Origin of the sequence: Nocardioides sp., from assembly GCF_016462705.1 — a bacterium.
Lineage (GTDB): Bacteria > Actinomycetota > Actinomycetes > Propionibacteriales > Nocardioidaceae > Nocardioides.
This window is the reverse complement of sequence record NZ_JAEMSS010000030.1, coordinates 1-23,896: the sequence shown is the minus strand read 5'-3', so window position 1 is coordinate 23,896 and position 23,896 is coordinate 1. Positions and strand designations below refer to the sequence as shown.

The following is a 23,896-nucleotide window of genomic DNA, read 5'->3' as shown; positions in this document are numbered from 1 at the left end:
ACGACGCTGAGACCCCACTACGAAGCGGGCGCGCGCACGACGGCGGCGGCCGGCCGCCGGAGGGCGACGAGCAGGCCGGCGAGCATGACCACGCCGCCGGCCACCTCTCCGGGGGCGGGCGTGTCCCCGAGCACCACCCACGCCGCCGACATCGACACGACCGGGACCAGCAGGATCCACGGCACCACCGCCGCGGCCGGCCACCGCGCCAGGAGCGAGTTGAAGATCGCGTAGCCGACCAGGCTCGCCAGGACGGCGGTGTACGCCGTCGAGAGCGCGGCCTCCCAGCCGAACGCCGCCAGCCCGTCCGCCACGCCGCTGCGCCCGTCCACGACCAGGGCGAGCGCCAGCGCGGGGACCGGCACCACCAGCGCGGACCACACCGTCAGCCCCAGCCCGCCGGGGACCTTGGCGGCGCGCACGACGACGTTGCCCGTGGCCCAGGAGAGGGCGGCCAGCAGGGTGAGCAGGAGCGCGACGAGCGGCACGCTCCCGCCCCGGCCGGCCGCGATGACCATCAGCCCGGAGAACCCGAGCAGCACGCCGAGCGTCTGCTGCCTGCTGGGCACCTCGCGCAGCGCGGCGGCGCTCAGGACCACCGTGAAGACGACCTGCGCCTGGAGGACGAGCCCGGCCAGGCCGGGCGGCATGCCCTGGTCGAGGGCCAGGTAGAGGAGGCTGAACTGCCCCAGCGACATGGTCAGGCCCACCACGGTCAGGACCCGCCAGGACACCGGCGGCCGGCGGACCAGGAACACCGCCGGCAGCGCGACCGCCACGAACCGGAACGCCAGGAACAGCAACGGCGGGACCCCGACCATCCCCCAGTCGATGACCAGGAAGTTGACTCCCCAGATGAGGGCGACCAGGGCCGCGAGGAGGGAGTCGCGTCGGTCCACCCGCCCATCCTGCGGACCGATGATGATTCAGCACAAGCGTTTAGATCGATGCCTGTCCATGTAGCGTTGCTACATGATTGACCTGGCCGCCCTGTCGTCCCTGCGGGCCGTCGACCAGCACGGCTCGGTGGTCGGCGCCGCCCAGGCCTCGGGCTACACCCCCAGCGCCGTGTCCCAGCAGATCAAGAAGCTCGAGCGTCAGGTCGGGCTGCCGCTGCTCGAGCGGGTCGGCCGCGGCGTCGTGCTGACACCCCAGGGCCGGACCCTCGTCGACAACGGCGGCCGGCTGCTCGAGGACCTCGAGCGGCTCCAGTCCCGGCTGCACGGCGACGCCGACCAGGTCACCGGGCACCTGCGGGTGGCGACGTTCGCGACGGCCCTGCGTGGACTGGTGGCGCCCGTCGCGCGCTCGCTGATGGACACCCACCCGGACCTCCGGCTCACCCTCGTGGAGCACGAGCCGTGGGCCAGCATCGACCTGGTCGCCAGCGGCCAGGCCGAGCTCGCGATCGCGCACAGCTGGGGTGACGTGCCCCTGGTCGTCCCCGACCACCTGACCGGCCAGGTGCTCCTGCGCGACCGCGCCGACGTGATCGTGCCCGACGGCCACCCGCTCGCGGCGCGGTCCCGGGTGAGCCCGCGGGACCTGGTCGACGAGGACTGGATCGCCACCGCCGAGGGGACGATCTGCCGTCAGTGGCTGCGCCGGATGTACGACGGCACCGGGCACGCCCCGCGCATCGCGCACGTCGCCCACGACTTCGACGGCCACCTCGCACTGGTCGCGGCGGGGCTCGGCATCGCCCTCGTGCCGCGGCTCGGCCGCTCCCCGCTCCCTCGCGGCACCGTCGCGGTCGCCGCGCACCGGCCGGACCCGACCCGCGAGATCGTCGCCGTGCACCGGGCGTCGATGGCCGACTCCCCCGCCGTCCGCTGCGTCCTCGGGGCACTCGGGTCGCCGTCAGCCCTGGCACGGCCGCGGTGAGTGTGTTTCAGTGACACAGCACGGGGCCTGACGAGGAGGTCACGATGCGCGCGCACTCGACGTTCCGGGCATTGCTCATAGCCGTTCTGGGGATCGCCCTTCTGGCGCCCGCGCCGGCCGAGGCCCACGGCAAGCCGTCGCGTGACCTCACCTTCATGTCCTACAACCTCTACCTCGGGTCGAGCCTCGACCCGGCCCTGGACGTCGCCGAGCTGCCGCCGGCTCAGCAGCCGGCGGCGTTCGTCGCGGCGGTCGCGCAGATCTACGGCACCGCCGTCTTCACCGACTTCCCGACCCGGGCGGAGGCGATCGCCGACATCATCGCGGCCGACGAGCCCGACGTCATCGGCCTCCAGGAGGTCACGAACTGGATCGCCCGGCCGACGGCTCCCGGCTCGGCCGCGAACCCGCGCAGCTACGACTTCCTCGAGATCCTGATGGCCGAGCTCGCGGCCCGGGGTCTCGACTACGAGGTCGCGGGGGTGTCCCAGAACGCGGACATCGGCCCGGCGCCGCTCGTCGCCCCGGGCTCCGGGTGCGTCGCCGTCGTACCCGCCCCTGACTGCGTGGTCACCCTCCAGGACCGGGACGTGATCCTGGTCAACGACGACACTCCCGGCCTGCACTGGCGCAACGCCCGGTCCGGCACGTACGCCGCGCAGCAGAGCTTCCCGCTGCCCGGCGGCGCCCCCGTCTCGTTCGGCCGCGGCTGGGTGACGATCGACGTCAAGTACCGCGGCCGCTACGTCCATGTCGCCAACACCCACCTCGAGGTGTCCGGGTTCGCCGCGATCCAGGAGGCCCAGGCCCGGGAGTTCCTCGCGGGTCCGGCCAAGGGACCCGGGGCCGACATCGCCCTCGGCGACTTCAACTCCGCCGCGGACGGGAGCACGACCGACTCCTATGAGCTCCTCACCGCCCGGTTCCGCGACGCGTGGGCGGTCAACGGCAGCGACCCCGGCTACACGAGCGGGCAGAACCAGACCCTCACCAACCCGGTCTCGCTGCTCGACCAGCGGATCGACTACGTGCTGCTCCGCGGACCGGTGCGGACGGTCGAGGCCCACGTCGTCGGCGACCAGCCGTTCCGGCCACTGACCCAGGCCTGGCCGATCTGGCCGTCCGACCACGCCGGGGTGGTGGCGACCCTGCGGTTCCGCTGAGTCAGGCCGCGGCCCCGCGGAGCCGACCGCCGCCCAGGACGCGGGCGGCGATCCGTGGGTGCATCAGCGACTCGGGCCGGGCCATCAGGTTCTGCACCCGGGAGAGGGCGAGGTTGACCACCTCGTCGTCGGCGGACCGACGCATGACCCGGGCCAGGTAGCGGTTGACCCGGTCGGTGCCCGGCGGGCGGCTGCCCCGGGTCTCGGCGTACAGGAAGTCGGCTCCGGTCGCCACCCGCCAGGGGGCTTCGGCCACGGCCCGTGCGGCCCGGGCGTGGCGCCGGGTCAGCTCGCGCCGGTCGCGCCCGTCCCGGAGCAGCGCGGCCAGCGCCTCCGCCTGCAGGACGGCCGACGACATCCCCTGGCCGTAGATCGGGTTGAAGCTGGCGACCGCGTCGCCGACGACCAGGTGCCCCGCGGGCAGGGTCGCCTTGTCCCAGCGGGTGCGCTCGCTGGCCGGGAACCGGTGCCGCCGCACGCCACTCACCCAGGGGTTGCGCAGCAACCTGGCGATCGCCGGGTCCGGCAGGCTCCCGGCGAACCCGAGCATCCCGTCGTACGACGGCTCGGCGGACGCCCCGAAGTAGCCGCCGAGGACGACCTGCCAGCGGTCGCCCTCCGCGGGCAGGGCGACCCCGATCCGCGCGCAGGCGGCGTCGTTCTGGACCACGGCGAACAGAGCGCCGCCGAGGTCGCTCGGGTCGCGCGCGACGTCGACCGCCGTGTAGGAGACGTCGACCGGGACCCGCTCCCGCTCCGGCACCCGGAACCCGGCTCGGGCCAGCCACTCCTCGCCGCGCGCGGCGCGCCCGGTGCCGTCCACGACGAGGTCCGCGGGCAGCCCGCCGTCAGCCGTCTCGAGACCGGCGACCCCCTGATCGGCCACCGCTAGACCCGTCGCGGTGCCGTGGAGCAGCGTCACGTTGGGCAGCGCCGCGACGCGGCGTCGCAGTGTCGCCTCGACGAGTGCCCGGCTGGCCATCGGCAGCTCCGCCCCCAGGTCGGGGACGTGGTCGCGGACCGCGCCGAACGCCCACCAGTGACACGGGCGAGGACCGGTCGTGTCTCCCGCCGCTCCGCGCTCGAACAGCTCCCGGACGATGCCCGGGACGAGCCGGTCGAGGGCGGCCGCACCTCCCGCCAGGAGGACGTGGGGCAGCCCGCCCTGCGGCACGATGCTCGCCTGCGCCGTCCCGGCCTCCGGGTGCCGTTCCACGACGCACACCTGCTCGGCGTACGGCGCGACGGCGGCCGCCGCGGCCAGCCCGGCGACGCTCCCGCCGGCCACCACGACCCGCTCGTACCTCGGCGCCGACCTCGGGGCTGACCTTTCGACTGACCTCTGTGCTGGCATCGTGACCTCCTGGTCCGGACCCCGTTACGTGACAATGTAACGTAACGATGTGTCGATATGCTGTCAAGCATGGGCAGACCGCGCGAGCACGACGACGGAACCGCTGCCGGGCTCCTCGACGCCGGGGAGGAGCTGCTCGCCGCGGGTGGCCCGTCGGCGGTGACCGTCCGGGCGGTCGCCCAGGCGCAGGACACGACGACGCGCGCGGTCTACAGCCTCTTCGGCGGCAAGCCCGGCCTGGTCGAGCAGCTGGCCGGGCGCGGCTACGACGTGCTCACCGACCTGGTGTCGTCGCTCCCCGAGACCGACGACCCGGCCGCCGACCTGGTCGCGGCGGGGGTCCACGGCTTCCGGGTGTTCGCGACCGAGCGGCCGCACCTGTTCCGCCTGACGTTCGAGCGGGTCACGGCCGACACCGTCCGCGACGAGGACGTCCAGGCCCGGGCGCGGGCGAGCTACACCGCGCTGACCCGGTGGGTGAATCGGGCACAGGAGGCGGGTGTGGTCGACGACCGGCCGACAGCGGCGGTGGCCTACGAGTTCCACTCGCTGTGCGTGGGCCTGGCCACCACCGGACTGTCGCGGCGGCCGCCCCCCGACGGGCCCGGCTTCTGGGCCACGCTCGCCGACTGGTCGGACGAGGACCTCTGGCGGGCAGCCCTCACCGCCCTGGTGCGCGGGATGGCACCGGGTGACACGGACTGACGGGCCGCGACTGCCCTGAACGCCGACGAGTAACACCTTCGCCCGACGGTCGTTGACCGGCCGTGACCCCGTCTGTCGTCCTCCGTCGACTCCTCGGCCCGCTGGTCGTGACCGTGCTGGCCGCCCTGCTGGTGCCGTCCGCGCTGGGCAGCCCGTCCGACACCTACGCCGGCCCGCACACCGGCGACGGCCGGCTGCCGGCCGAGTGCATCGTCGACCGGGACCCGATCAACCCGGACAACCGCTGCTACCACCTCAAGGTCGGGCTCAACGCGCTCGACTCCCCGAAGGTCGACGTGGTCGTCCTCATCCCGGTCTCCCCCGCGTCGGAGCGGGACATGCGGATCGCGGTCCAGTCGGTGCAGATGTGGGAGGACGGGATCAAGCACCTCGCCACGCAGATGGACCTGCCCTGGCTGGCCGACGGCCTCGAGATGGACGTCCGCTCCCTGCTGGTCGGCGTGGACGGCGACGGCCTCCCGACGAACCCGATCGAGCTCGTCGACCCCGAGATCGTCGTGGTCGTCTCCAACCCGGCCGGCGGCATCGGCATCGGCATCGACCCCACGGCGTTCGCCGGCGAGCTCGGCATCGTCGACGACCAGGGCCTGCCCTGCGCCGACCTGCCCAACCCGTTCAGCCTCCCCGAGTGGCAGGCCCGCGACGGCTTCCAGCAGCACAACGCCGAGCCCGGCGGGGTCTACGTCGAGGACTGCGGCGGCGCCGGCGGCAACGTCTGCTTCGCGGTCAACGGCGCGGTGGACCCGGTGCCTGGCCTCAGCGACTTCTTCGGCCTCTACGACCTGGTGAGCCACGAGTTCGGCCACTGCCTGACCATCGGCCACGTCGGCGACGGCGCGGACGGCCCCTGGGGCCCGACCGCGACCAACGACATCATGGCCTACAGCACCGACCCGCCCCTGCTGGCCAAGTGCGTCTCCTCGCTCGACGTCGAGGGCTTCGCGCTGCGGATGAGCCGCTACCTCGACGTCAACGGCGACGGCAAGGTCGACGAGCGCGACCACCTGACGCCCAACGACGTCGAGGGCGACGGGATGAACTCGTTCCAGGTCCAGCACCCGGCCGACCACTTCTACGCGTCCTCCACCGGCGAGGCCGATGACTGCCCACAGCCGGACTTCTCGCTGGTGCCGGGCGCGGTCGGCGACTTCTCCCCCACCCCGGTGGCGACGACCAGGCCTAAGCTGTCGCTCGGCAACGTCACCCGCAAGGGCTCGAAGCTCAAGGTCCGCGGCGTGGCGCGGCACCTGCCCAAGGGCAAGCAGCCGACGGCGTACGCCGGGGGCGGCGCCGACGCGGACGGCGACTCGGTCAGCCCGATCACCGACATCCAGGACGTCCGGGTCGCGGTCAGCCGGACCACGGTCGACGCGACCGTCAAGGTGGGCAAGGTCTGGCCGCTCCTCCAGGGCACCTCGCTGGTCGCGTACAGCCTGACCGTCGACGGTCGCCGCTTCGACTCGTTCATCCCGACCGGCGGCACCGACGGCCAGCCGGTCACCCTCGACAACGGCACCGGCTACCTGATGCCGCCCGGCACCACCACCTGGGACACCGACAACGACACGGTGACCTTCCGGATCCGCCGCGACTACCTGTCCGACCAGGGCCTCACCGCGCCGTACAACGTGTACGCCGTCACCGGCTACCACGCCCGCACGAACGACTGGCTGGCCAACGACGACGTCGCCCCCGACCAGCGCGACCTCGACCTCGCCGGCCCGCGGCTCGGGCCCGAGACCCGGGACGCGCCGGTGGCCAAGCGCGAGCGCACGACGACGTACCGCGCCGCCGAGGGATCGTTCGCGCCGACCGACTCCACCCTGGGCGTGAGCCTGGTCAGCGTCGTCGAGAGCCGCGACCAGGTGCCGATCGACGTCCCGCAGCAGTCCTCCGCCCTGGTGACGCTGACCTGGGAGGGCGACGGCTTCCTCGGGCTGACGGTCGGCGGCGGTTCCTCGCAGCGGGTCATCGAGACCGACGAGCCCAACACCGTCCAGGTGCTGGTGCCGTGGTCGCGCCGCGACCTCACCGCGGTCGTCGACCCGCAGGAGATCCTGGGCCCGGTCGACTACACGCTCACGGTGCAGCGCACCACGGTCGTCAAGGACCGCGACGGCGACAGGGTCCCGGACGTCGCCGACCAGTGCGCCACCGCGAAGGGCCCCAGCACCGGCGCCGGCTGCCCCGACACCGACCGCGACACCGTCTTCGACAAGCACGACTCGTGCCGCAAGGTGCCCGGCACCGGCGTCGACGGCTGCCCCGAGCGCGGCGACGAGAAGGTCGTCGCGTTCCTCGACGGCAAGAAGGTCGACGTCGACCGGGTCATGACCGCGCGGGGCGAGTACACCTTCGTTCTCAAGGGGCGGGTCAAGCCGGGTCGCCACACGCTGAAGGTCACGTGGTTCGAGGGCGACAAGGTCGTGCGGACGGTGACCCGCAAGATCCGCTGACCGCGCCGCGTGCCCGGTCTGGTTGTGCCGCGGGTCGTGGGGGTACCTCCCTCGCCCAGTGCACAACGAGGAAGGGATCCACGTGACCGACGACAAGGACGCCGCCAAGGAGCTGGTGGAGACGCTGAAGGACGGCGAGCGCGGCTACGCCAGCGCCGCGGACAAGGTCCGGGACGGTGACCACGCCGAGTGGGCGACGACCCTCCAGCGGTTCTCCGAGCAGCGGGCCGACTTCCGACGCGAGATCGTCGAGATGGGCCACGACTACGGCGACGACGTCGACGAGGGCGGGACGGTGACCGCCGCCCTGCACCGCGGGTGGATCGCCCTCAAGGACGCCCTCACCGGCGACGACCCCGACGGCGTGCTCGCCGCCTGCGTGACCGGCGAGGACCATGCCGTGTCCGAGTACGAGAAGGCGCTCGAGCAGGATCTGAGCGCCGGCTTCCGCGAGGTCGTCACCCGGCAGCACGCTGCCGTCGTCGCGGCGCGCGACGAGGTCAAGGCACTGCAGAGCGCCGGCTGACGGCGGCCGTCACGAGGCGAGGGTGAAGTCCTCGCCGAGGTAGATCTCCATCGACATCGGTCGTCTCACCACTCCGACCTGGGGAGCGACGCTGGTGTAGACGTGCCCGGTGGGAGTGACGGTCTCGATCGTGTGAGGGAAGTGGGGGTCCTGCAGCCCGGCCTGTCCGGGCCGGGCTCTGACCCGCCACCCGACGGCTTCCTTGGCCTGGTTGCAAGCCTCGCAGCTGCCGTCGCCGTTCGCGTAGCTGGTGTCGCCGCCGTCCGCCCGGCGCTGGGCGTGGTCCGTGTGCCTGATGAGCGCGCCACACCACAGCTGGCGGCAGATCTGGTCGCGCTTGCGGATCAGCGCCGCCAGGATCGCCGGGAACCTCTGGGCCGCTGACTCCATCGCGACGAGCCGCCCGTGCCGCGGGTGGGTGTAGAGCCGGCGCAGCATCGCGAGGCCCTGGTCCTGGGCGGTGAGCAGCAGCGCCACCGCGACGGCGGCGGGGATCGGCCCGTAGCCGGGCACGATCGCGGCGTCGTCGTCGATGCCGAGCATCGAGGTGTCGGGGATCATCACGTCGACGGTGACGGGCACGGCGTCCGCGGTGGCCTGTCCGGTCAGCAGCTCGACCGCCCGGTCCGCCATCAGCTGGCCGATGCTGCGCGGGTCACCGGCGGCCCTTGCTGCTTTCGCATACCTGTCCAGCGCGGCGCACGACGCCACGCCCTGCACGACCGGGAGCAGCAGGTTGAGGAACATCATCGTGTCCGGCGCCGGGCGGCTGGTGACCCGACGGTCCGCCACCGCCTTGGCTGCGCGCTCCACGAACGACTTCGGGTCGAGACGGTAGGCGAGCTTGTCGACCTCGGCCTCGAGCTGTCTGTTGCCGAGGGTGGCCAGCCACTCCGGGTCGCCGGCGATCGCCAGGTCGACGCGTTCGCGCAGGTCGGCCGACAGGCACTCGGTGTGCGTCGCGATGATGACCGCCCGCTCCTCGCTGAGCAGGCCGTGGGTCAGCGCGGCGAAGGTCTCCGGCATCCCGGCAAGCCGGTGGCCGAGGTGCTGGATCCGCTTCGCGCGGTGCGGGGAGATCCGGCGGGCGAACGCCAGCTGGTGCGCGATGCCCAGCCCCTGCTTCTCGGCACGCACCCCCTTCGTGGCGGCCTCCCGGCGCTGGGACGCCTCGAAGTCCAGGCCGACCCGCAGCTGCGCGCCACTGGTGCAGTTCTTGAGCGTCTCCCCCGCGTCTATCAGGTCGATGCGCTCCCGGTCGTCGAGGTGGGACCAGTCGGCGTTGGCCATCCGGCGGGAGAACTCGCGGATCTCGTCGGGGGACGGCGGCAGGTCGGGTGCGGCGACGCCGCTGCCCGACCCTTCGTCGTACCCGAGATCCTTCATGTCCCCGACGCTAGAGGAGCCCGCCGACATCGGCCCGCGTCCGCATCCAATGCGGTCGAGGCTCGGGTCCGAGCGCGTCAGACCTTCATGCCGAACAGCTTCTCGGCGTTGCGGAACGCGATCTTCTCCTTGTCCTCACGAGGAAGATCGACCGCTCGGAACCAGTCGGTCCCTTCCTTGATGCTCTCGATGAAGGGATAGTCGGTCGCGAACATCACCCGATCGACACTGATGTACTTCAGCAGCTGCTCGAGCAGGTTGTCCTGGAAGAACGCGCTGGTGGTGAACCAGAAGTTGTCCTGGAAGTACTGGTCGATGGGCTTCTCGAGCGAGTCCTCGGTCGGCTCGCCCATGTCGTTGGCGATCCGCTCGTAGTAGAACGGCAGACCTTCGCCCATGTGACCGAGGATGACCTTCAGCTTCGGGAACCTGTCGAACACGCCGTACGTGATCATCCGGACGGCTTGGATCAGCACCTCCTGGTGCCAGCCGAGTCCGGACCCACTGAAGATGTAGTCCTGGTACTCCTCCGTGTACTCCGACCGGGTCGTGCCGTAGTAGATCTTGTAGATGTCGTCCGCCGGATAACCGGGATGCAGGTAGATCGGTACATCGAGGGCCTCGGCACGCGCCAGCACGGGCTCGAGGTCGGGATGGTCGAGGAACTTCCCGGTGATGTGCCCGTTGGTCAGCACCCCCAGGAAGCCGTCGTCGCGAACCGTGCGTTCCAGCTCGTCCGCCGCCGCCTCCGGGCTCTGCAGGGGCAAGGTGGCGAAGGCCTGGAAGCGGCCCGGATAGGTGGCCATCGGCCCCTCGACGAGCAGCCGGTTGAGCCGGTAGGCGAAGTCGATGCCCTCCTGCCCAGGCACGTTCTGCACGGACGGCGTGTGCGCGGAGAGGATCTGGACGTCGAGGCCGCCTTCGTCCATGTCGCCGATGCGTCGGTCGCCGAGATCCGCGAGACCGATCTCCGTCAGGAAGTCGATGTGGTCCTGGTTGAGGGAGTTCAGCTTCATCAGCTCGGCGGTCGAGAAGGTCTCCTCCACGCCGATGAACTTCAGGTCTTGGTCACGACGAAAGACGTCCTCACGGCCAGACGACTTCTCGGGGTCCTTTGTGTCGTCGCCGAGTGTCGCGAACCCCGTCGCCGCCAGTCCGGCGCCGGCGCCGAGTGCAGCCGCGTGAGTGACGAAGCTGCGGCGCCCGATCGATGACTTCCCTGGGCCTTGCTCGTTCGGTTCCATGGCCATCAGGCTGCCAAGTCCGGGGGCCCGGCGCGTCTGGCCACGGCAGGCACTTCGGCGTACTCCGCGCGGGGTACGACGACACCTCCCCGTAGCCCGCGCGGAGTACGACGGTGAGTGGCGCTGGTCGGTGGCGAGCCTCTCCTCCGAGGCCCGCCCAGTGCCGGGCGACGTGCTGGGCGACGTGCTGGGCGACGTGCCTAGCGGAGCCCGGCTTCGTACGCCGCGATCACGAGGTGGACCCGGTCGCGGGCGCCCATCTTCGCGAGGATGCGGGCCACGTGGGTCTTGGCGGTCAGCGGGCTGACGACCAGCTCGTCCGCGATCTCCTGGTTGCTGCGCCCCGCGGCGACCAGCCGCAGCACCTCGTGCTCGCGCGCCGTCAGGCTGGCCAGCCGCTCGGGTGCCGGCGCGTCCGGGCGGCTCAACGCACGGGTGATCACCGCCCTGGTCGCGCCGGGCGAGAGCAGTGCCTCCCCCGCCGCGACGGTGCGGATCGCGCCCAGCAGGTCGTCTGGGCGGGTGTCCTTGGGCAGGAACCCACACGCCCCCGCGCGCAGGCCGCGCAGGACGTTGATGTCCGTCTCGAACGTGGTCAGGATCAGCACCTTGGTGCCGCTCGACCCGTCGGCGTCAGTGATCTGCCGAGTCGCCTCGATGCCGTCGGTGCTCGGCATCCTGATGTCCATCAGGACGACGTCGGGGCGCAGGTCCCGGGTCAGCGCCACCGCCTCGTCGCCGGTGCCGGCCTCCCCGACGACCTCCATGTCGTCAGCTGACCCGACCAGCAGCGCGAACGCGCCGCGCACCAGGGCCTGGTCGTCGGCGAGCAGGACCCGGATCACGACGGCGCCCGCCACATCTCCGGCAGCGGCAGGCTGGCCCGCACCTCGAACCCTCCGGACTCGCCCGGGCCGGCGGACAGCTCGCCGCCCACGGCCTGCGCCCGCCCGGTCATCCCGACGATCCCGAAGCCGGCCGGTGTCACGGTCGAGTCCGGTCGCGCGGGCCCGTGGTCGACGACCGAGATCCGCAGCCGGCGGCCGTCCTGGTCGAGCCGGACGGTCGCGTGCTTGGCCGTCGAGTGTCGGACGACATTGGTCAGCGACTCCTGGATGATCCGGTAGGCCACGACGGACACCGTCGACGGTAGCTCGTCAGCGACCCCGTCCGCCTCCACGTCGACGCGGACACCAGCCGCCTCGGCCATCTCCACCAGACGCTGGAGCTCGCCGAGGTGGGGCGCCGGCTCGGTCGGGTCGCCCTCGCCACCGTGCAGCACGTCCAGCACGGCGCGCAGCTCGTGGAGCGTGGCACGGCTCGTGTCCGACAGGCTGTGCAGCGTGCCGGACAGCTCCTGCAGCGACGCGTCCCCGCCGCTCGGCAGCTGGTCGATCAGGTGCGCGGCCACGGACGCCTGGACGTTCGCGACCGCGAGGCCGTGCGCCAGTACGTCGTGCAGCTCGGCAGCGATCAGGACCCGCTCCTGGGCGACCCGCCGCTCGACCTCGTCGGCCCGCTCCTGCTCCAGCCGCGCCGTGACGGCGGCAGTCCAGTTGTCACGGAAGCGGACCGCCAGCCCGGCGAAGAAGGCCATCAACAGCCAGCCGACGCCGAGGACAGCATCACCGAGCTCCCCCGACGCGGCGGCGACCGGCAGTATCACCGCGGCCACCGCCACCAGGGTGGCAACGGCCGGTCGCGGTGGCTCGCCGTGGCGCGCCGCCGTGAACGCCGCCACGACCAAGGCCGGCATCGTGGCCTCATGGGGATAGTCGAGGAGGTGGTACGGCGTCGACACGACGAGGACCGCGATGACGACGAGGATCGGCCAGCGCCGTCGGACCAGCAACGGCGCCGCCATCGCGCCCAGGAGTGCGATCGCGCCCAGGTCCACGCTTCGCTCGTCCTCACCGGCGACCGCCTCGAGCGTGAGCGCGGCGGCGACGCCGAGCACGAACGCCGCCGCCGCCAGCAGCCGGTCGGCTACCGGCGGACGGAGCGCCATCATCGTTCGCACGGGGTCGTCGACTGGGTCATCAACGGGGTCCTCGAAGGGTCATCGACACAGTCCTGTCCCGTGCGCCAGAGCTGGCTGGGCCACCAGATCCGCGAGCCCAGCGACATCGTCAGTGCGGGAACCACGATGGACCGCACCAGCAGGGTGTCGATGAGCACGCCGACGGCGACCAGTATCCCGATCTGGATCAGCATGACGAGCGGCAGCGTGGCGAGCACCGCGAACGTCGCCGCCAGCACGACGCCGGCCGAGGTGATCACGCCGCCCGTCACCGCGAGGCCACGCTTCGTGCCATCGACGGTGCCGTGCCGGGCCGCCTCCTCACGGACCCGGGTCATCAGGAAGATGTTGTAGTCGACCCCGAGGGCGACCAGGAACAGGAACCCGATCAGCGGCACCGACGACTCCCAGCCGGCGAACCCGAGCACCTGGTCGAACAGCAGGTTGCACAGTCCGAGGGCCCCGAAGAACGACACCACGACGGTGGCGACCAACACCAGCGGAGCCACAACCGCCCGCAGCAGCAGCCCGAGGATGACGAGCACCACCAGCAGGATCAGCGGCATCACCCGGTTGCGGTCGCTCGTGTTGGTCTCGTCCGTGTCCAGCAGCTCGGCACTCGGGCCGCCGACCAGCGCGGCGTCCCCGGCGACCTCGTCCACGTGCTCCCGCAGCCGCTTGATCGTCGCCGTCTCACCCGCGCTCTCCGGCGAGTCGACCGGGATCGCTGAGATCTCGACCCAGTCGTCGCTGGCCCGGCGGATCTCCGCGCTGGCGACCCCGGGCGTGCTCTGCACGGCGGCGAGGACGTCGGCGCTCTGGTCCGGCCGGCTCATCACCCTGACCGGCTGACCGCCCTGCTCGGGGAAGAGCTCGTCGATCGTCTTCGCCCCGGTCACCGAGTCCGGTGTGGACCGGGCGAACTGGTCCAGCTGCGGGAGTGACCCGCTGGCCCCCACCAGGCCCAGCGCGAGACCGCCCAGGACCACCAGCGGCACCGCCCAGCTGACGACGCGGCGGCGCCCCACCAGCTCGCCGAGCCGGGCCCACCCGGATCGAGGCGTGTGTGCCTCACCTCCGAGTCGCGGCACGAACGGCCAGAAGACCCGGCGCCCGAGCACCACCAGCAGCGCCGGGAAGAGCGTCAGCATGACCAGCAGCGAGGACCCGATGCCCGCTGCACCCACCGGCCCGAGACCGCTGGTGCTGTTGAGATCCGCGACCAGCAGGCACAACAGGCCGGCGACCACCGTCGCCGCCGACGCGAGGATCGCCGGTCCGGCCCCGCGCAGCGCCGCCAGCATCGCGTCGACCGGCCGCTCGTGGCGGTGCAGCTCCTCGCGGTAGCGAGACACGAGGAGCAAGGCGTAGTCCGTGCCGGCGCCGAAGACGAGGACGATCAGCAGCGCCGAGCTCATGCTCGTGATGGTGAAGTCGAAGATCTGGGTGAGCGCGTACACGGCACCCATCGACGTGATCGCCGCGACCCCGACCGCCGCGAGCGGGACCAGCCACAGCAGCGGACTGCGGTACGTGAGGATCAGCAGGACCGCCACCACGATGGCGGTGGCGAGCAACAGCTTCGCGTCGACGGTGTCGAAGACCTCGTCCATGTCGGCCCCGATCGCCGACGGACCGGTGACGTAGGCGTCCAGCCCGTCCGGCCGGTCGGCGAGCAGGTCACGGGCATCGGTGACCGAGGTGGCCTCGGCCTCGTCGGCGACGTACTCGCGGTCGAGCGGCAGCCCGAACATCAGGGCCGTGCCGTCGGCGGAGTCGACGATCTGGGGCGGTGCGTCGGCGGTGTCGACCGCGAATCGCTCCGCGAGGTCGGTGTAGCCGCGTACGGCGGCCTCCCGGTCACCCGGCTGGAGGCCACCGGGTCGCTCGTACACGACCACCAGCAGGCCGTCCCCGCCACCGGGGAGACCGGCCTCGGCCTCGAGCACCTTGGTCGACTGCGCGCTGGCCGGCAGGTAGTCGGCCTGGTTGTCGCGAGTCACCGAGTCGAGCTTGCCGGACAGTGAGAAGCTGCCCACCGCCAGCCCGATCCACACGGCCAGCATGAGCCACGGCAGCACGGTCTTCGTCCGTGATCGTTTCGGTCTGGTGTCGGCACCGGAGTGGTCGGGCGCCAGGAGATCAGTAGTCATGGCTTCACGGTGTCAATGCGGCGGGGCTGACGCGTCTGGCCACGGCAGACACTTCGCCGTACTCCGTGCGGAGTACGGCGGCCGGCCGAGGCAGGTGCTGTGGTCGGTCGATCCGACGTAACGGTCCGCGCGTCCCGCGACATGTACCGGCAACAAGACTCACTGCCCCGGCCGTCCGCACGCAGCCCCGTGGAAAGGGGCCCGCAAGCGCGCTCGTTCAGTCGTCGGTCAGGTCCTCCACCCGGACATCAGCAGCGGCCCGCTGCATCGCGTCGGTGCGCCTCGGTGCGCCTCAGAACCCCCACCAGATGGAGACCAACGTGACCGCCACTCGACTCACCAAGCGAGCGAGCGCCGGAGCCTTCGTGCTGGCCGCGACGCTGGGCCTCGGCACGACATCAGTCCTGCCGGCCCATTCCGCCGTCTCCGCCGTCGCCGCTGCCCCCAGCGGCACCACGACGACCCTGGCGCTCAAGTCGGCGACCATCGCCTACGGAGACACCTCGAAGGCGATCGTCACGGTCGACACCGCGACCAGCGGCGATCCCAAGCCCGTCGGCAAGGTCGAGCTCGAGGTCGGCGGCCAGACGTTGGTCGCCGGCGTGCCCAATGGCGGCAGAGTGGAGTTCGACCTCCCGCTCCTGGCCGCCTCGACGACGCCGTACGCCGTGACTGCCACCTTCATCCCCACCGACCCCGCGGCGTTCAGTCAGTCGACGGCTCCGCCGGCGAGCGTGACGGTGACCAAGGATGCGACGACCTCCCGGGTCACGGCGCGCCACAGAGTCGTGAGGCGCCTGATCATCGCGAAGAACCTCGTCACCTCCGCGAACGGTCAGGTCCCGACGGGCGAGGTGAAGTTCGTCCTGCGGCGTAACGGTGTCAAGATCGCCACCAGCATCGTCGGCCTCGACGGAAGCCGCGACGCGAGCCGGAACTTCGCCAGGACCAAGTTCCGCAATGTCCCCAAGAGGGGCAGCTACAAGGTGGTCGGGAAGTACCGCGGCAGTGCCAACTTCCGGGTGTCCAGAGGGTCGTTCCGGATCATCCACTGAAGGACCCGCTCCGACTGCTTCGTCGGGGGGCGACCGTCGCCGCGCATGAGCAGAGCGTCCACGCCGCTGCGGACCTGTCAGCTCAGCGGACCCGGACCTCGGAGACGGCGCGGGACGGCAGGTACACGCCGTCGCCGAAGTAGCGCACCACCACCGGGTAGCGGCCCTTGGCGAAGCCGACGAACCTGGCCTTGCGGCGGCCGCTGCGCAGGTCGACCCGCTTCGTGCGTTGGTTGACCTTCACCCGCAGCGCCCCGGTCGGTACGCCGTCCATCCCGACGGGCACCACCCGGGCGCGCACCTTCACCCGGCCGCCTCGGCCGGACGAGTGCACCTCGAGGGTCGTCTCGACCTTGACGATGCCGGCCGCGCTGGCGGTCACCTCGGTCGTCTCGTAGCCGGCGCAGGACAGGGTGATCCGCAGGCCGAGCTGCCGCCCGGCGTCCTCGGCGGTGGGTTGGTAGACCTTGCGGGTCGCGCCCGGGATCGCCACCCCGTCCCGCAGCCAGGCGATGGCGGCCGTCGTACCCTCCGGCCGCCCCTTGGGCAGCCGCGCCCTGAGCCGACCGCCGACCACCGGCGTTCCGACGACCGCCGCGGGCCGGGTGATCGGCATCGGCTGCAGCTGGGCGGCGTTGATGATCGCGTCGGTGCGCGCGCGCACCTGGTCGAGGACGGCGTACAGGTTGCCGCCCGGGCAGGCGGTGTCGTTGGTGTCGCGGTGCCCGTCGATGATCGGCAGCGTGACGGACTTGCCGGCCCGGAACTTGTCGCTGCCCTCCGAGACGACGGTCGTCGTCCCGCTCCCCAGGAGCCCGTAGTGCGAGAGCTTCCAGGCCGCGAGCTGCGCGATCGCCTCCAGGACTGCGGAGCTGGGCGCGACCTGGTCGAGGTTGCCGATCACCGAGACGCCGGTCGACGTGGCGTTGAATCCGAGCGTGTGGGCGCCACGCACCGCCTTGGCCGCTCCGCCGGCGCGGCCCGTCCAGATCCGCCCGAACCGGTCGACCAGGAAGTTGTAGCCGACGTCGGACCAGCCCAGGTTCTGGGTGTGGTAGCGGTAGATGCCGCGCAGCAGCGCCGGGACGTCGTCCTCGGCGTAGTCGTTGCTGTTGACCGTGTGGTGAACGTGCACCTGCTGGATGGTGCTGCAGAACTCCGGGTTGCCGTCGCGCCAGCTCTCGTCGGCGCCCCACTGGCTGCGGGAGTAGATCTTCGGACGCGCGGTCGGGGTCAGCGCGCCCTTGCTGCTCCGGCCGTACGTCGCCGGGTCGCGACCGTACGCGGACTGGAACCGGTCGTCGGCCCGCCGGGCCGGGTGCAGCAGCACCATCGTCAGGTCGGCCGGCCGCGCTCCCGCGACCTGGACCTGGATGCCGTCGGCGTCGCCGATCCACGCCAGCTCGGTCCCCAGCACGCCCCGGCCCTCACCGGAGCCGGGGTCGGGCAGGTCGTGCAGGGCACGCACCGACCGCCAGCTGGTCCAGCCTCCCCGGACCCGGGACCGGACCTGGACCTTCGGCTGCGGTTGCGCGGAGCGGGCGCCCGCCCAGGTGAAGCCGACCATCGAGTGGGTCGAGGTCCGCAGCTGCGTCGAGCCCCAGCGCCCCTGGGCGACCTGCGGCAGCAGCTCGTCGCCCAGCTGGACCTCGAGCGCCCGGACATCGGACCCGCTGTCGGCGGAGAGCTCGAGCGCTGGCGGCCCCTCGCCCTTCGACCCGAGCCCGTCCGGGGACAGGAAGACCCGGGCGCCGCCCGCGACGGCTCCCAGTGCCAGGCCACCGCCGACCATCGCTTTGAGCAGGGGGCGACGGTGGGTTGCCTCATGCTCCACTCCAGCACCATAGATCACGACAGCAACATGGCGGTGGAGGCTGAAGGTGGAGTGGTGCGGCAGCAAGACCGCGGGGAAATCGCGCCCTAGCTCAATCAGAAGTAGGGGCGTAGACGCTCACGCAAGGCCGGGTCGCACACGTACACGTAAGTCCCCAGCATTCCGCGCGTGAGCAGCACGGAGTAGATGTTGGTGACCAACTGCAAGATGTCGTCGTCGCTGAACCTGATGCCTCGGCCCGGCATGTCGTTTGCAGCGGTTCGGTCGAAGTACGAGGTTCGATCGAACACGAGCCTGCCGAGCCGGGGGTCGTAGCGCAGATCCCGGCCGATGATCACGCCTGCGTAGTTGAGGTCATAACCCTGGACAGTGTGAATGACCCCCACCTCCTCAGCCGCAGTGGGAGAGCTCACCCAGTCGACGTCCGTCTGGTTCCAGCGGAGCTGCACGCCGTCGATCTCGATGTCGTAAGCCGACTTGTCTCTTCGGCTGACCCAAGGCCATGCGAAACCCGCGACTAGGCGCGCGAGACCGGCCTCGCGCTCTCGTTCACGGATCGCGTCCCGCATCGCACGCAGGTCGTCGTAGAAGCGCAGGTCATAGCCTTGGAAGCGGCGAGGTTCTGGCGGCACGTCGCTCAGGACCGCGCGTACGTAGCTCACGAAGTCCTCACCGGCTGCGACTCGCATCTGTGAGCTGAGGCGGTAGCGGCGATGCTGATCGCCGCGCTGTCGCGAGAGGTCGGCCAGCGCGGCGGTCGGCACGTCGCCCGTGTGAACGGTCTGAGCGGAGTCCATCAAGAAGATCTGGTGAGCGCTCTTGGCCTTGATCCAGTCGAGCTGAGTCAGGTCGGGGTCGTCATGGCCGAACAGGCGGAGGTTGATCTCGGAGAACTGCTTGTACAGCGGTCCCGCCGGCTGGTTGCCGCTTTGTCGGAGGCGATGGGTCTCGTCCACGATCAGCAGGTCGAACGAATCCTCTCGGTTGCCGAGCTCGAAAGGCGACATCACCATCGACGCCTTGAGCCCTGGCGTCTGCCGGAAGACCCGTTGCACGGTCTTCCGCAGCGACATCTGCGGGACGATCAGGCCCATGCGGAAGCCCTCGAGCTGCTCCGGATACTCCTCCACGAAGAACTCGCTCAGTGCGGACTCCGAGTCGACGGGCTGGCTGTGGTCCCAGGCCTGGATATCGCTGAGCAGTTTCATCAGGTAGATCGCAACGACTGTCTTCCCAGTGCCCGGGTCGCCCTGGATGACGATCTGGCTCGAGAGGTCCTTCTCAAGGTCCTCGAACAGCCCCTCCAGCACGTCGAGCACCACGATCTCCTGGTCGCTCGACAGGGCCTTGAAGGGCGACAACTTGAAGAGGTTGGAGTTCTCGATCTCCTGCAGGGTCGCGCTGAACAACCCGTCAGCCCGGAGCTCGGCGAAGATCTCTGCGAATACCTTGCGGTACTCGTCGCGGCCGAAGTAGTCACGGTCCGAGATGCCCACGTTGCGGTTGGTGACCTGATACAGCCCGTCGCCTGAAAGACGCTGGATCAGGAACGACTCAAGATCCAGGCACACGGATTTGTTGAATGTCGGGTCAAGCACGACGCGGGCCCCGCGGAAGGTCCTCTTCTCCGGCGAGGCGAGGTGCTGCCGGAATCGCGTCACGACGTTGAGCGACTCTCCGACGTAGATCCGGTCTGCGCCGTCGAGCGCGTACACGACCGGCCAATTTGCGAAGTGCGGATCAAGCTGGGTCCACGCCGCGATCTGGGTCGCGTCGAACGGACCTCGCTCAATCCGGAAGCTGGTCATACTTCACGCTCGAGCCCCGAGCCTTCTCGACCGGGTACTTCGCGCGCGTCGTGTCGAGTTTGTCCAGCACGATCTGGTTCGGGTCCACCTGTAGACGAGCCGCCAGCAAGCGCGCGTAGGTCAACACGTCCGCGAGCTCGTCGATCACCTTGTCCTTGGGCGCGTCGTCACTCCACTGAAAGCACTCGAGGAGCTCGCCGGCCTCGATGACGAGGCTCTTTGCGAGGTTGACGGGCGAGTGGAACTGCCCCCAGTCGCGCTCCTCTACGAAGCGACGCAACTCTTCGGTGACGTCTCTCTCGTCAGCCACGGCTCCCCTCCCTGCGCTGGTCCGAGCGTCAGTATCAACCAAGAGGCATCTGGTCTCGAAGAACAGCGGCGGTTCAACGGGCAGTCAGCGTCCGGCGCAGATCGAGGGGAACTCGACGCGCGTGACGGGCGTACCCGTTGCCTACGTGGTCTAGGGCGCCGCCTTGCGCTTCGGCATTGACCTCGACGCTGCACCGATCCAACATGACGAAATCAACCGCTGGGAATGGCGAGGCCCTCAAGCGACCGGATACCGCGCCCCCGACCTCCGACAGGTTCTGTCTGAGACCTGATGGGAGGGCGCTGCACCGCCCAATTGACGCAGCCGATCACAGCCTGCGACGCCCGGATCTGCCGAGATCCGAGTGTGGAACCCCGACATCGTCTGGGACCACGTGAACTGCCTCTCGCCACACCACACTCGACGACTGCGACCAGACCAGATCGCGGTCGTTCCAGCGCTCCTTGGACCCTGACCTATGTCGGGATATCAGCCGGGCGACGGGCCCCGACGGCATGACAGACCCCCATTCCCGACAGCCAGGCGAAGTTGATCGAGCCCACCCCCTTCGTAGGTCTCGTGAGCTGCCGGACAGGTCTTCAGGGACAGCGGATTTGTCACAACGAAACCGCTTGGTATCCGGAGAGTAGAGCGGCCACAGTCATATCGACACCACACATCTGGAGGACGACGATGACCGTGTTCACGGCGGAGTTCGAGGGCGATGAGATGGCACGGGATGAGGTTGCGTGGCAAGCATGGTGGGCCCGCGAGACTAGGACGAAAGGCCACGTCCCAACCGGTCCCGCGGGCATCGTCCAACTGTCGCCTGACACGGGCGACGCCAGGACTCGCTATCGAGTGCGGGGTCCGATCGCTGGCCGGGTTGCGGCCACGAAATAGCGGCTCGGACGGTCTGCACCGTTGGCCGCCGGGCTTCGGCTCGAGAGATGCTGGCTGCCCGTCGTCACCGTCAAGGCTGCTCGGAGCTCGCCCCCTTCTCGGTCTCAGACATGACTCGCAGCAAGCGCGAGGCTAGGTATTCCACCTCGTCTTCGCCCTCCTCAGGTCCAGCGTCGTACGAGTCTTCCGCGGCCGTCACTGTTGGCATCGTCTCAGCGCAAGCCTCGGCGACGGCGTCTGCAGGAAACCACTCGGGAAGCGTCCGATAGCTGCGGTGGAACGACATGCTGCCGTCGCGCGTGCTGTGCCTCTCGGTCCAGCCCGCGCAACTGACTATGACCTCGCGCACTAGCTCGGGCTTCGCGCTCAGGGCGGCCGACAGCGCCTTATGCACGTCCTCACCGCTTCCCAAGGCTGCCCAAGCGGTGAACATCTCAGCGCCGCAGACCTCGTTACCAGCCCAGGCCGCGTCATCGCTCCAATCCTGCCCGGTCAACTCCTCCACCAATGACTCTCGGGCCCGCTGCGCCAGGTCCTCCAGGCCACGGTCGGTCAGCATCCTCCACATCTCGACCAGCAGGGCAGACATGACCACCAAGGGGCGCGCCTGGCGGTCCGTTTCGATCAGGTCGGCCAAGACCTCATCGGGTGCGTTCCGTGCGACTGAAGCTGCCAACGCGGCGGTGGTATCGAGACCGAACGTGCTCATCGACAGAACCCGGGGCACCACTGAGGCTTGAACGGCTGCTTCGGTCAGGTCCGTTCGCAGCTCCGCGTCATAGGCCAGGTGCTTGACCCGATGCCATGGCCGGGCTCGGTCAAGAAGCTCGAGGTGCCGGTCCAGCATCGCCGCAGGGCCGTCCTCGGCCGAGCCATCGACGGCGCTGTCGAGCTCATCGAGAGGAGGCGGCGCCGATGGGGTTTCTCCCCGCAGCGACGCGGCGAGCGACCGCGCCGCGCTCCGCACCTCAGAGCACGCCTCCATGAGACGGGAGTCGTCTTCGGCCGGCGGTGGACCGGGCCATGACGCGACCGCCACTAGCAGCTCGTCGGCGGCGCGCACCAGCCAGTCACACCACGGAGCAGACCGCGGTTGCGAGTGCCTGGCAGCTGCGATGTCTCCTTTGAGTTCCTCCGCGAGGGGCACAACCGCTTCGCGCGCGGCTACGAGAGCTTCGAGAAGCGCCGCCTTGTGGCGATCGGTCTCCTGTCGGGATGGCTCGGCGTAGACCGTGTTGCCGTCTTCGTCCCAGCCAGAGAGCGAGGTGCGGACTGCCTGCCAGGTCGCACGCCAACGCATCGCCTCGGCGGTGACAGCAGGTCGGGTGGCTTCGGCGCGCACGCAGAGCCGTTCGGCACAGCGAACCAGGGCAGCCAGGATCGGGGCAGCGACCGTCGGCGACTCGAAAGACTCCCGCGCGACTTCTCGAGCTTGCTCGTCGGTGAGGACCCAGCCCTGTCGGCTGCGTTCGTACTCAGCGAGCTGCGACGCCCGCCACTCCTGCAGCAGCTCGGCCGGGAAACGGTCGGCGTGCTCATCGATCTCGTAGGAGTGCGGGATGCACAGGATGAGCAGGTTTGCGACACCGCGGTTGGCCTCGGACGTCATCCCCTCCAGCCAGCGAGGGCCGTTCGACCGGCGGGCGTGAATGTGGCAAACGCGGCTGTTGAGTACTCGGTCCGCTACCCCGGGCTCCTGCCGGTACAGCCACTCGGCGCAGTCTGGCCGCGCGCAGGTGAAGGCGTGGGCGTAGAGCTCCTTGTTGGTGGCGTCCGTTGGCGCCGGATGCTCGATGACCTCACTCACAGGATCAATCTTGCCGTGCCCATCCCGACGCCATCTGACCTGGCGGTCGTCGGGCGGCGGGCTGGGCGGTTCGCGGCTGCGAACGGCTTGCGGTGTCGATGAAGCCCGCTGATCTCGCGAAACGCATAGTGGTCGATCAAGGGCCAGCAAACTAGATGACAAGATCTTGACGTGGCGAAGTCTGAACCGAGGAAGAAGTCGCTGACCAAGAAGGCGACCCGCTTGCCCGTTACTACACCTGTGATGCGCCAACTAATGTTCGCCTCCGGTGGGCGTTGCGCGATGACTGGGTGCGGTCTTCCCCTCGTTTCCCCGACTGGGGGTTGGATTGGAACCGTGGCTCATATCGTCGGCGCCGAGAAGGGCGGCCCGCGAGGCGGTGGACCGGAAACGGCGGAAGAACGACGTGCCTTCGACAACCTCGTCCTCATGTGCGCCACCCACGGCCGCGAGGTCGATTCTCCAGAAACGGGAGAGAAGTTCTTCCCGATCGAAAAGATGCGCGCCCTCAAGGCCGCCCACGAGACCAAGGTTTCAGAGGCGGTGATGGCTGCGGTGGAGGAAGAACTCACTGGAGTGCGTACTGCCACCGGGTTGCTTGACATCTCGCTTCGCCCCTCAAATGGCGCGTCAACAGCGGCAGGGTTGGCCGAGTCGATGATGTTCACCGACGACCGCAGCAGGAAGAGTCTCCTGGCAGCTCTCGAGGAAGCCAGATCGTGTCTGGAACGACTTTCCCAACCAGCGCTGGACATGCTGGCCCAGTTCCTTGCTGTGTGGCTGGTGACTTCTCGAGACGACAAGACCAGAAAGTACGACTTTGGAGACCCGGGGGATGCGAGCGTGCGGTTGCCAATCGCCACGATCGAGAACCGTGTCAAGCACGGGATGGACCAGACGTTTGGGGAGACGACCCAAGAACTTACGACGCATGGCCTTCTCTCGCTCGACATAGACGATTACGACCAGGACTACGTCGTGAAGGACCCCTGGAACTTGATGATGGAGAACTTCTGGGTTTGCACGGCGTCGTTCTTGTATGAGGCGTTCGGCGTCGAGGTCCAGGACTGGTTGCGGACTCTCGACTTCACGATCTTCGATCGCCTAGCGCCAGCGGACAGCGGCGTTCCTTGGCGTTAGCCCCCACGTCGCCCACTCGTGTCGACGCGGGTCTTGAGAAGTAGCCTTGCGTAACGACGCAGTTCAGGTGCACGGATCTGGCACCCCTCTGTGTCAAGCGCTGCTCTGAACGAGGCTCTTCACGGTG

18 protein-coding genes are annotated in these 23,896 nt (G+C 70.0%); 7 read left to right on the top strand and 11 right to left on the bottom strand.

Annotated features, from left to right (window positions below; all coding sequences use genetic code 11):
- Positions 1 to 17 precede the first annotated feature (17 nt).
- On the bottom strand, positions 18 to 899 hold the full coding sequence (locus JHD21_RS05975) for an EamA family transporter (protein ID WP_292672449.1): 882 nt from the start codon (positions 897 to 899) through the stop codon (positions 18 to 20).
- Between the two features lie 73 nt (positions 900 to 972).
- Between JHD21_RS05975 and JHD21_RS05970 the strand changes: the two genes are divergently transcribed.
- Together JHD21_RS05970 and JHD21_RS05965 are read left to right on the top strand one after the other, a co-directional pair.
- Entirely contained in the window at positions 973 to 1,884 is a 912-nt protein-coding gene (locus tag JHD21_RS05970) for a LysR family transcriptional regulator (RefSeq protein WP_292672447.1), read from the top strand.
- A gap of 44 nt (positions 1,885 to 1,928) precedes the next feature.
- Positions 1,929 to 3,047 carry an endonuclease/exonuclease/phosphatase family protein gene (locus tag JHD21_RS05965; protein WP_292672446.1) on the top strand — a complete coding sequence of 373 codons (1,119 nt, stop codon included), beginning with the start codon at positions 1,929 to 1,931 and terminating at the stop codon, positions 3,045 to 3,047.
- A gap of 1 nt (position 3,048) precedes the next feature.
- Here the strand turns inward: JHD21_RS05965 and JHD21_RS05960 are convergent, their stop codons facing one another.
- Complete coding sequence (locus JHD21_RS05960) at positions 3,049 to 4,338, bottom strand: hypothetical protein (RefSeq protein WP_292672445.1); 1,290 nt, start codon at positions 4,336 to 4,338, stop codon at positions 3,049 to 3,051.
- Positions 4,339 to 4,470: 132 nt separating this feature from the next.
- On the opposite strand from JHD21_RS05960, the gene JHD21_RS05955 reads away from it, so the two are divergent.
- The 3 genes from JHD21_RS05955 (at position 4,471) to JHD21_RS05945 (ending at position 8,109) form a co-directional block, all read left to right on the top strand.
- Positions 4,471 to 5,106 carry a helix-turn-helix domain-containing protein gene (locus JHD21_RS05955; RefSeq protein ID WP_292672443.1) on the top strand — a complete coding sequence of 212 codons (636 nt, stop codon included), beginning with the start codon at positions 4,471 to 4,473 and terminating at the stop codon, positions 5,104 to 5,106.
- A 62-nt stretch (positions 5,107 to 5,168) separates the two neighbouring features.
- Positions 5,169 to 7,583: a hypothetical protein gene (locus JHD21_RS05950; RefSeq protein ID WP_292672441.1), complete on the top strand. Its 2,415-nt coding sequence runs from the start codon at positions 5,169 to 5,171 to the stop codon at positions 7,581 to 7,583.
- Between the two features lie 82 nt (positions 7,584 to 7,665).
- Entirely contained in the window at positions 7,666 to 8,109 is a 444-nt protein-coding gene (locus tag JHD21_RS05945) for a PA2169 family four-helix-bundle protein (protein WP_292672439.1), read from the top strand.
- 9 nt (positions 8,110 to 8,118) lie between these two features.
- On the opposite strand, the gene JHD21_RS05940 is transcribed toward JHD21_RS05945, so the two are convergent.
- The 5 genes from JHD21_RS05940 to JHD21_RS05920 form a co-directional block, all read right to left on the bottom strand.
- Complete coding sequence (locus JHD21_RS05940; protein WP_292672437.1) at positions 8,119 to 9,495, bottom strand: HNH endonuclease; 1,377 nt, start codon at positions 9,493 to 9,495, stop codon at positions 8,119 to 8,121.
- 77 nt (positions 9,496 to 9,572) lie between these two features.
- Positions 9,573 to 10,541, bottom strand: a complete 969-nt coding sequence (locus JHD21_RS05935) for an amidohydrolase family protein (protein ID WP_292672435.1) — start codon at positions 10,539 to 10,541, stop codon at positions 9,573 to 9,575.
- A gap of 398 nt (positions 10,542 to 10,939) precedes the next feature.
- A complete protein-coding gene (locus tag JHD21_RS05930; RefSeq protein ID WP_292672433.1) occupies positions 10,940 to 11,584 on the bottom strand; it encodes a response regulator transcription factor in 645 nt (214 codons plus the stop codon).
- Positions 11,581 to 12,750: a histidine kinase gene (locus JHD21_RS05925; RefSeq protein ID WP_292672458.1), complete on the bottom strand. Its 1,170-nt coding sequence runs from the start codon at positions 12,748 to 12,750 to the stop codon at positions 11,581 to 11,583. The genes JHD21_RS05930 and JHD21_RS05925 overlap by 4 nt, the downstream gene beginning before the upstream one ends.
- Entirely contained in the window at positions 12,747 to 14,912 is a 2,166-nt protein-coding gene (locus JHD21_RS05920) for an MMPL family transporter (protein WP_292672431.1), read from the bottom strand. Before JHD21_RS05920 ends, JHD21_RS05925 begins: the two co-directional genes overlap by 4 nt.
- A gap of 320 nt (positions 14,913 to 15,232) precedes the next feature.
- Between JHD21_RS05920 and JHD21_RS05915 the strand changes: the two genes are divergently transcribed.
- On the top strand, positions 15,233 to 15,967 hold the full coding sequence (locus tag JHD21_RS05915) for an Ig-like domain-containing protein (protein WP_292672429.1): 735 nt from the start codon (positions 15,233 to 15,235) through the stop codon (positions 15,965 to 15,967).
- Positions 15,968 to 16,049: 82 nt separating this feature from the next.
- Here the strand turns inward: JHD21_RS05915 and JHD21_RS05910 are convergent, their stop codons facing one another.
- The 4 genes from JHD21_RS05910 to JHD21_RS05895 all read right to left on the bottom strand — a co-directional run bounded on the left by JHD21_RS05910 (position 16,050) and on the right by JHD21_RS05895 (position 22,629).
- A complete protein-coding gene (locus JHD21_RS05910) occupies positions 16,050 to 17,801 on the bottom strand; it encodes an N-acetylmuramoyl-L-alanine amidase (RefSeq protein WP_292672427.1) in 1,752 nt (583 codons plus the stop codon).
- 95 nt (positions 17,802 to 17,896) lie between these two features.
- Complete coding sequence (locus tag JHD21_RS05905; RefSeq protein ID WP_292672426.1) at positions 17,897 to 19,609, bottom strand: DNA/RNA helicase domain-containing protein; 1,713 nt, start codon at positions 19,607 to 19,609, stop codon at positions 17,897 to 17,899.
- Positions 19,590 to 19,919, bottom strand: coding sequence for a nucleotide pyrophosphohydrolase (locus tag JHD21_RS05900; protein WP_292672424.1), 330 nt, complete (start codon positions 19,917 to 19,919; stop codon positions 19,590 to 19,592). Before JHD21_RS05900 ends, JHD21_RS05905 begins: the two co-directional genes overlap by 20 nt.
- 973 nt (positions 19,920 to 20,892) lie before the next feature.
- Positions 20,893 to 22,629, bottom strand: a complete 1,737-nt coding sequence (locus JHD21_RS05895) for a hypothetical protein (protein WP_292672423.1) — start codon at positions 22,627 to 22,629, stop codon at positions 20,893 to 20,895.
- A 336-nt stretch (positions 22,630 to 22,965) separates the two neighbouring features.
- Between JHD21_RS05895 and JHD21_RS05890 the strand changes: the two genes are divergently transcribed.
- Complete coding sequence (locus JHD21_RS05890; protein WP_292672422.1) at positions 22,966 to 23,769, top strand: hypothetical protein; 804 nt, start codon at positions 22,966 to 22,968, stop codon at positions 23,767 to 23,769.
- The last annotated feature ends 127 nt before the right edge of the window (positions 23,770 to 23,896 follow it).

Bases quoted from the DNA above. Each gene is read 5' to 3' on its own strand.
- JHD21_RS05920 (WP_292672431.1), bottom strand. From the start codon at position 14,912: ATGACTACTGATCTCCTGGCGCCCGACCACTCCGGTGCCGACACCAGA.
- JHD21_RS05905 (WP_292672426.1), bottom strand. From the start codon at position 19,609: ATGACCAGCTTCCGGATTGAGCGAGGTCCGTTCGACGCGACCCAGATC.
- JHD21_RS05970 (WP_292672447.1), top strand. From the start codon at position 973: ATGATTGACCTGGCCGCCCTGTCGTCCCTGCGGGCCGTCGACCAGCAC.
- JHD21_RS05955 (WP_292672443.1), top strand. From the start codon at position 4,471: ATGGGCAGACCGCGCGAGCACGACGACGGAACCGCTGCCGGGCTCCTC.
- JHD21_RS05965 (WP_292672446.1), top strand. From the start codon at position 1,929: ATGCGCGCGCACTCGACGTTCCGGGCATTGCTCATAGCCGTTCTGGGG.
- JHD21_RS05940 (WP_292672437.1), bottom strand. From the start codon at position 9,495: ATGAAGGATCTCGGGTACGACGAAGGGTCGGGCAGCGGCGTCGCCGCA.
- JHD21_RS05925 (WP_292672458.1), bottom strand. From the start codon at position 12,750: ATGATGGCGCTCCGTCCGCCGGTAGCCGACCGGCTGCTGGCGGCGGCG.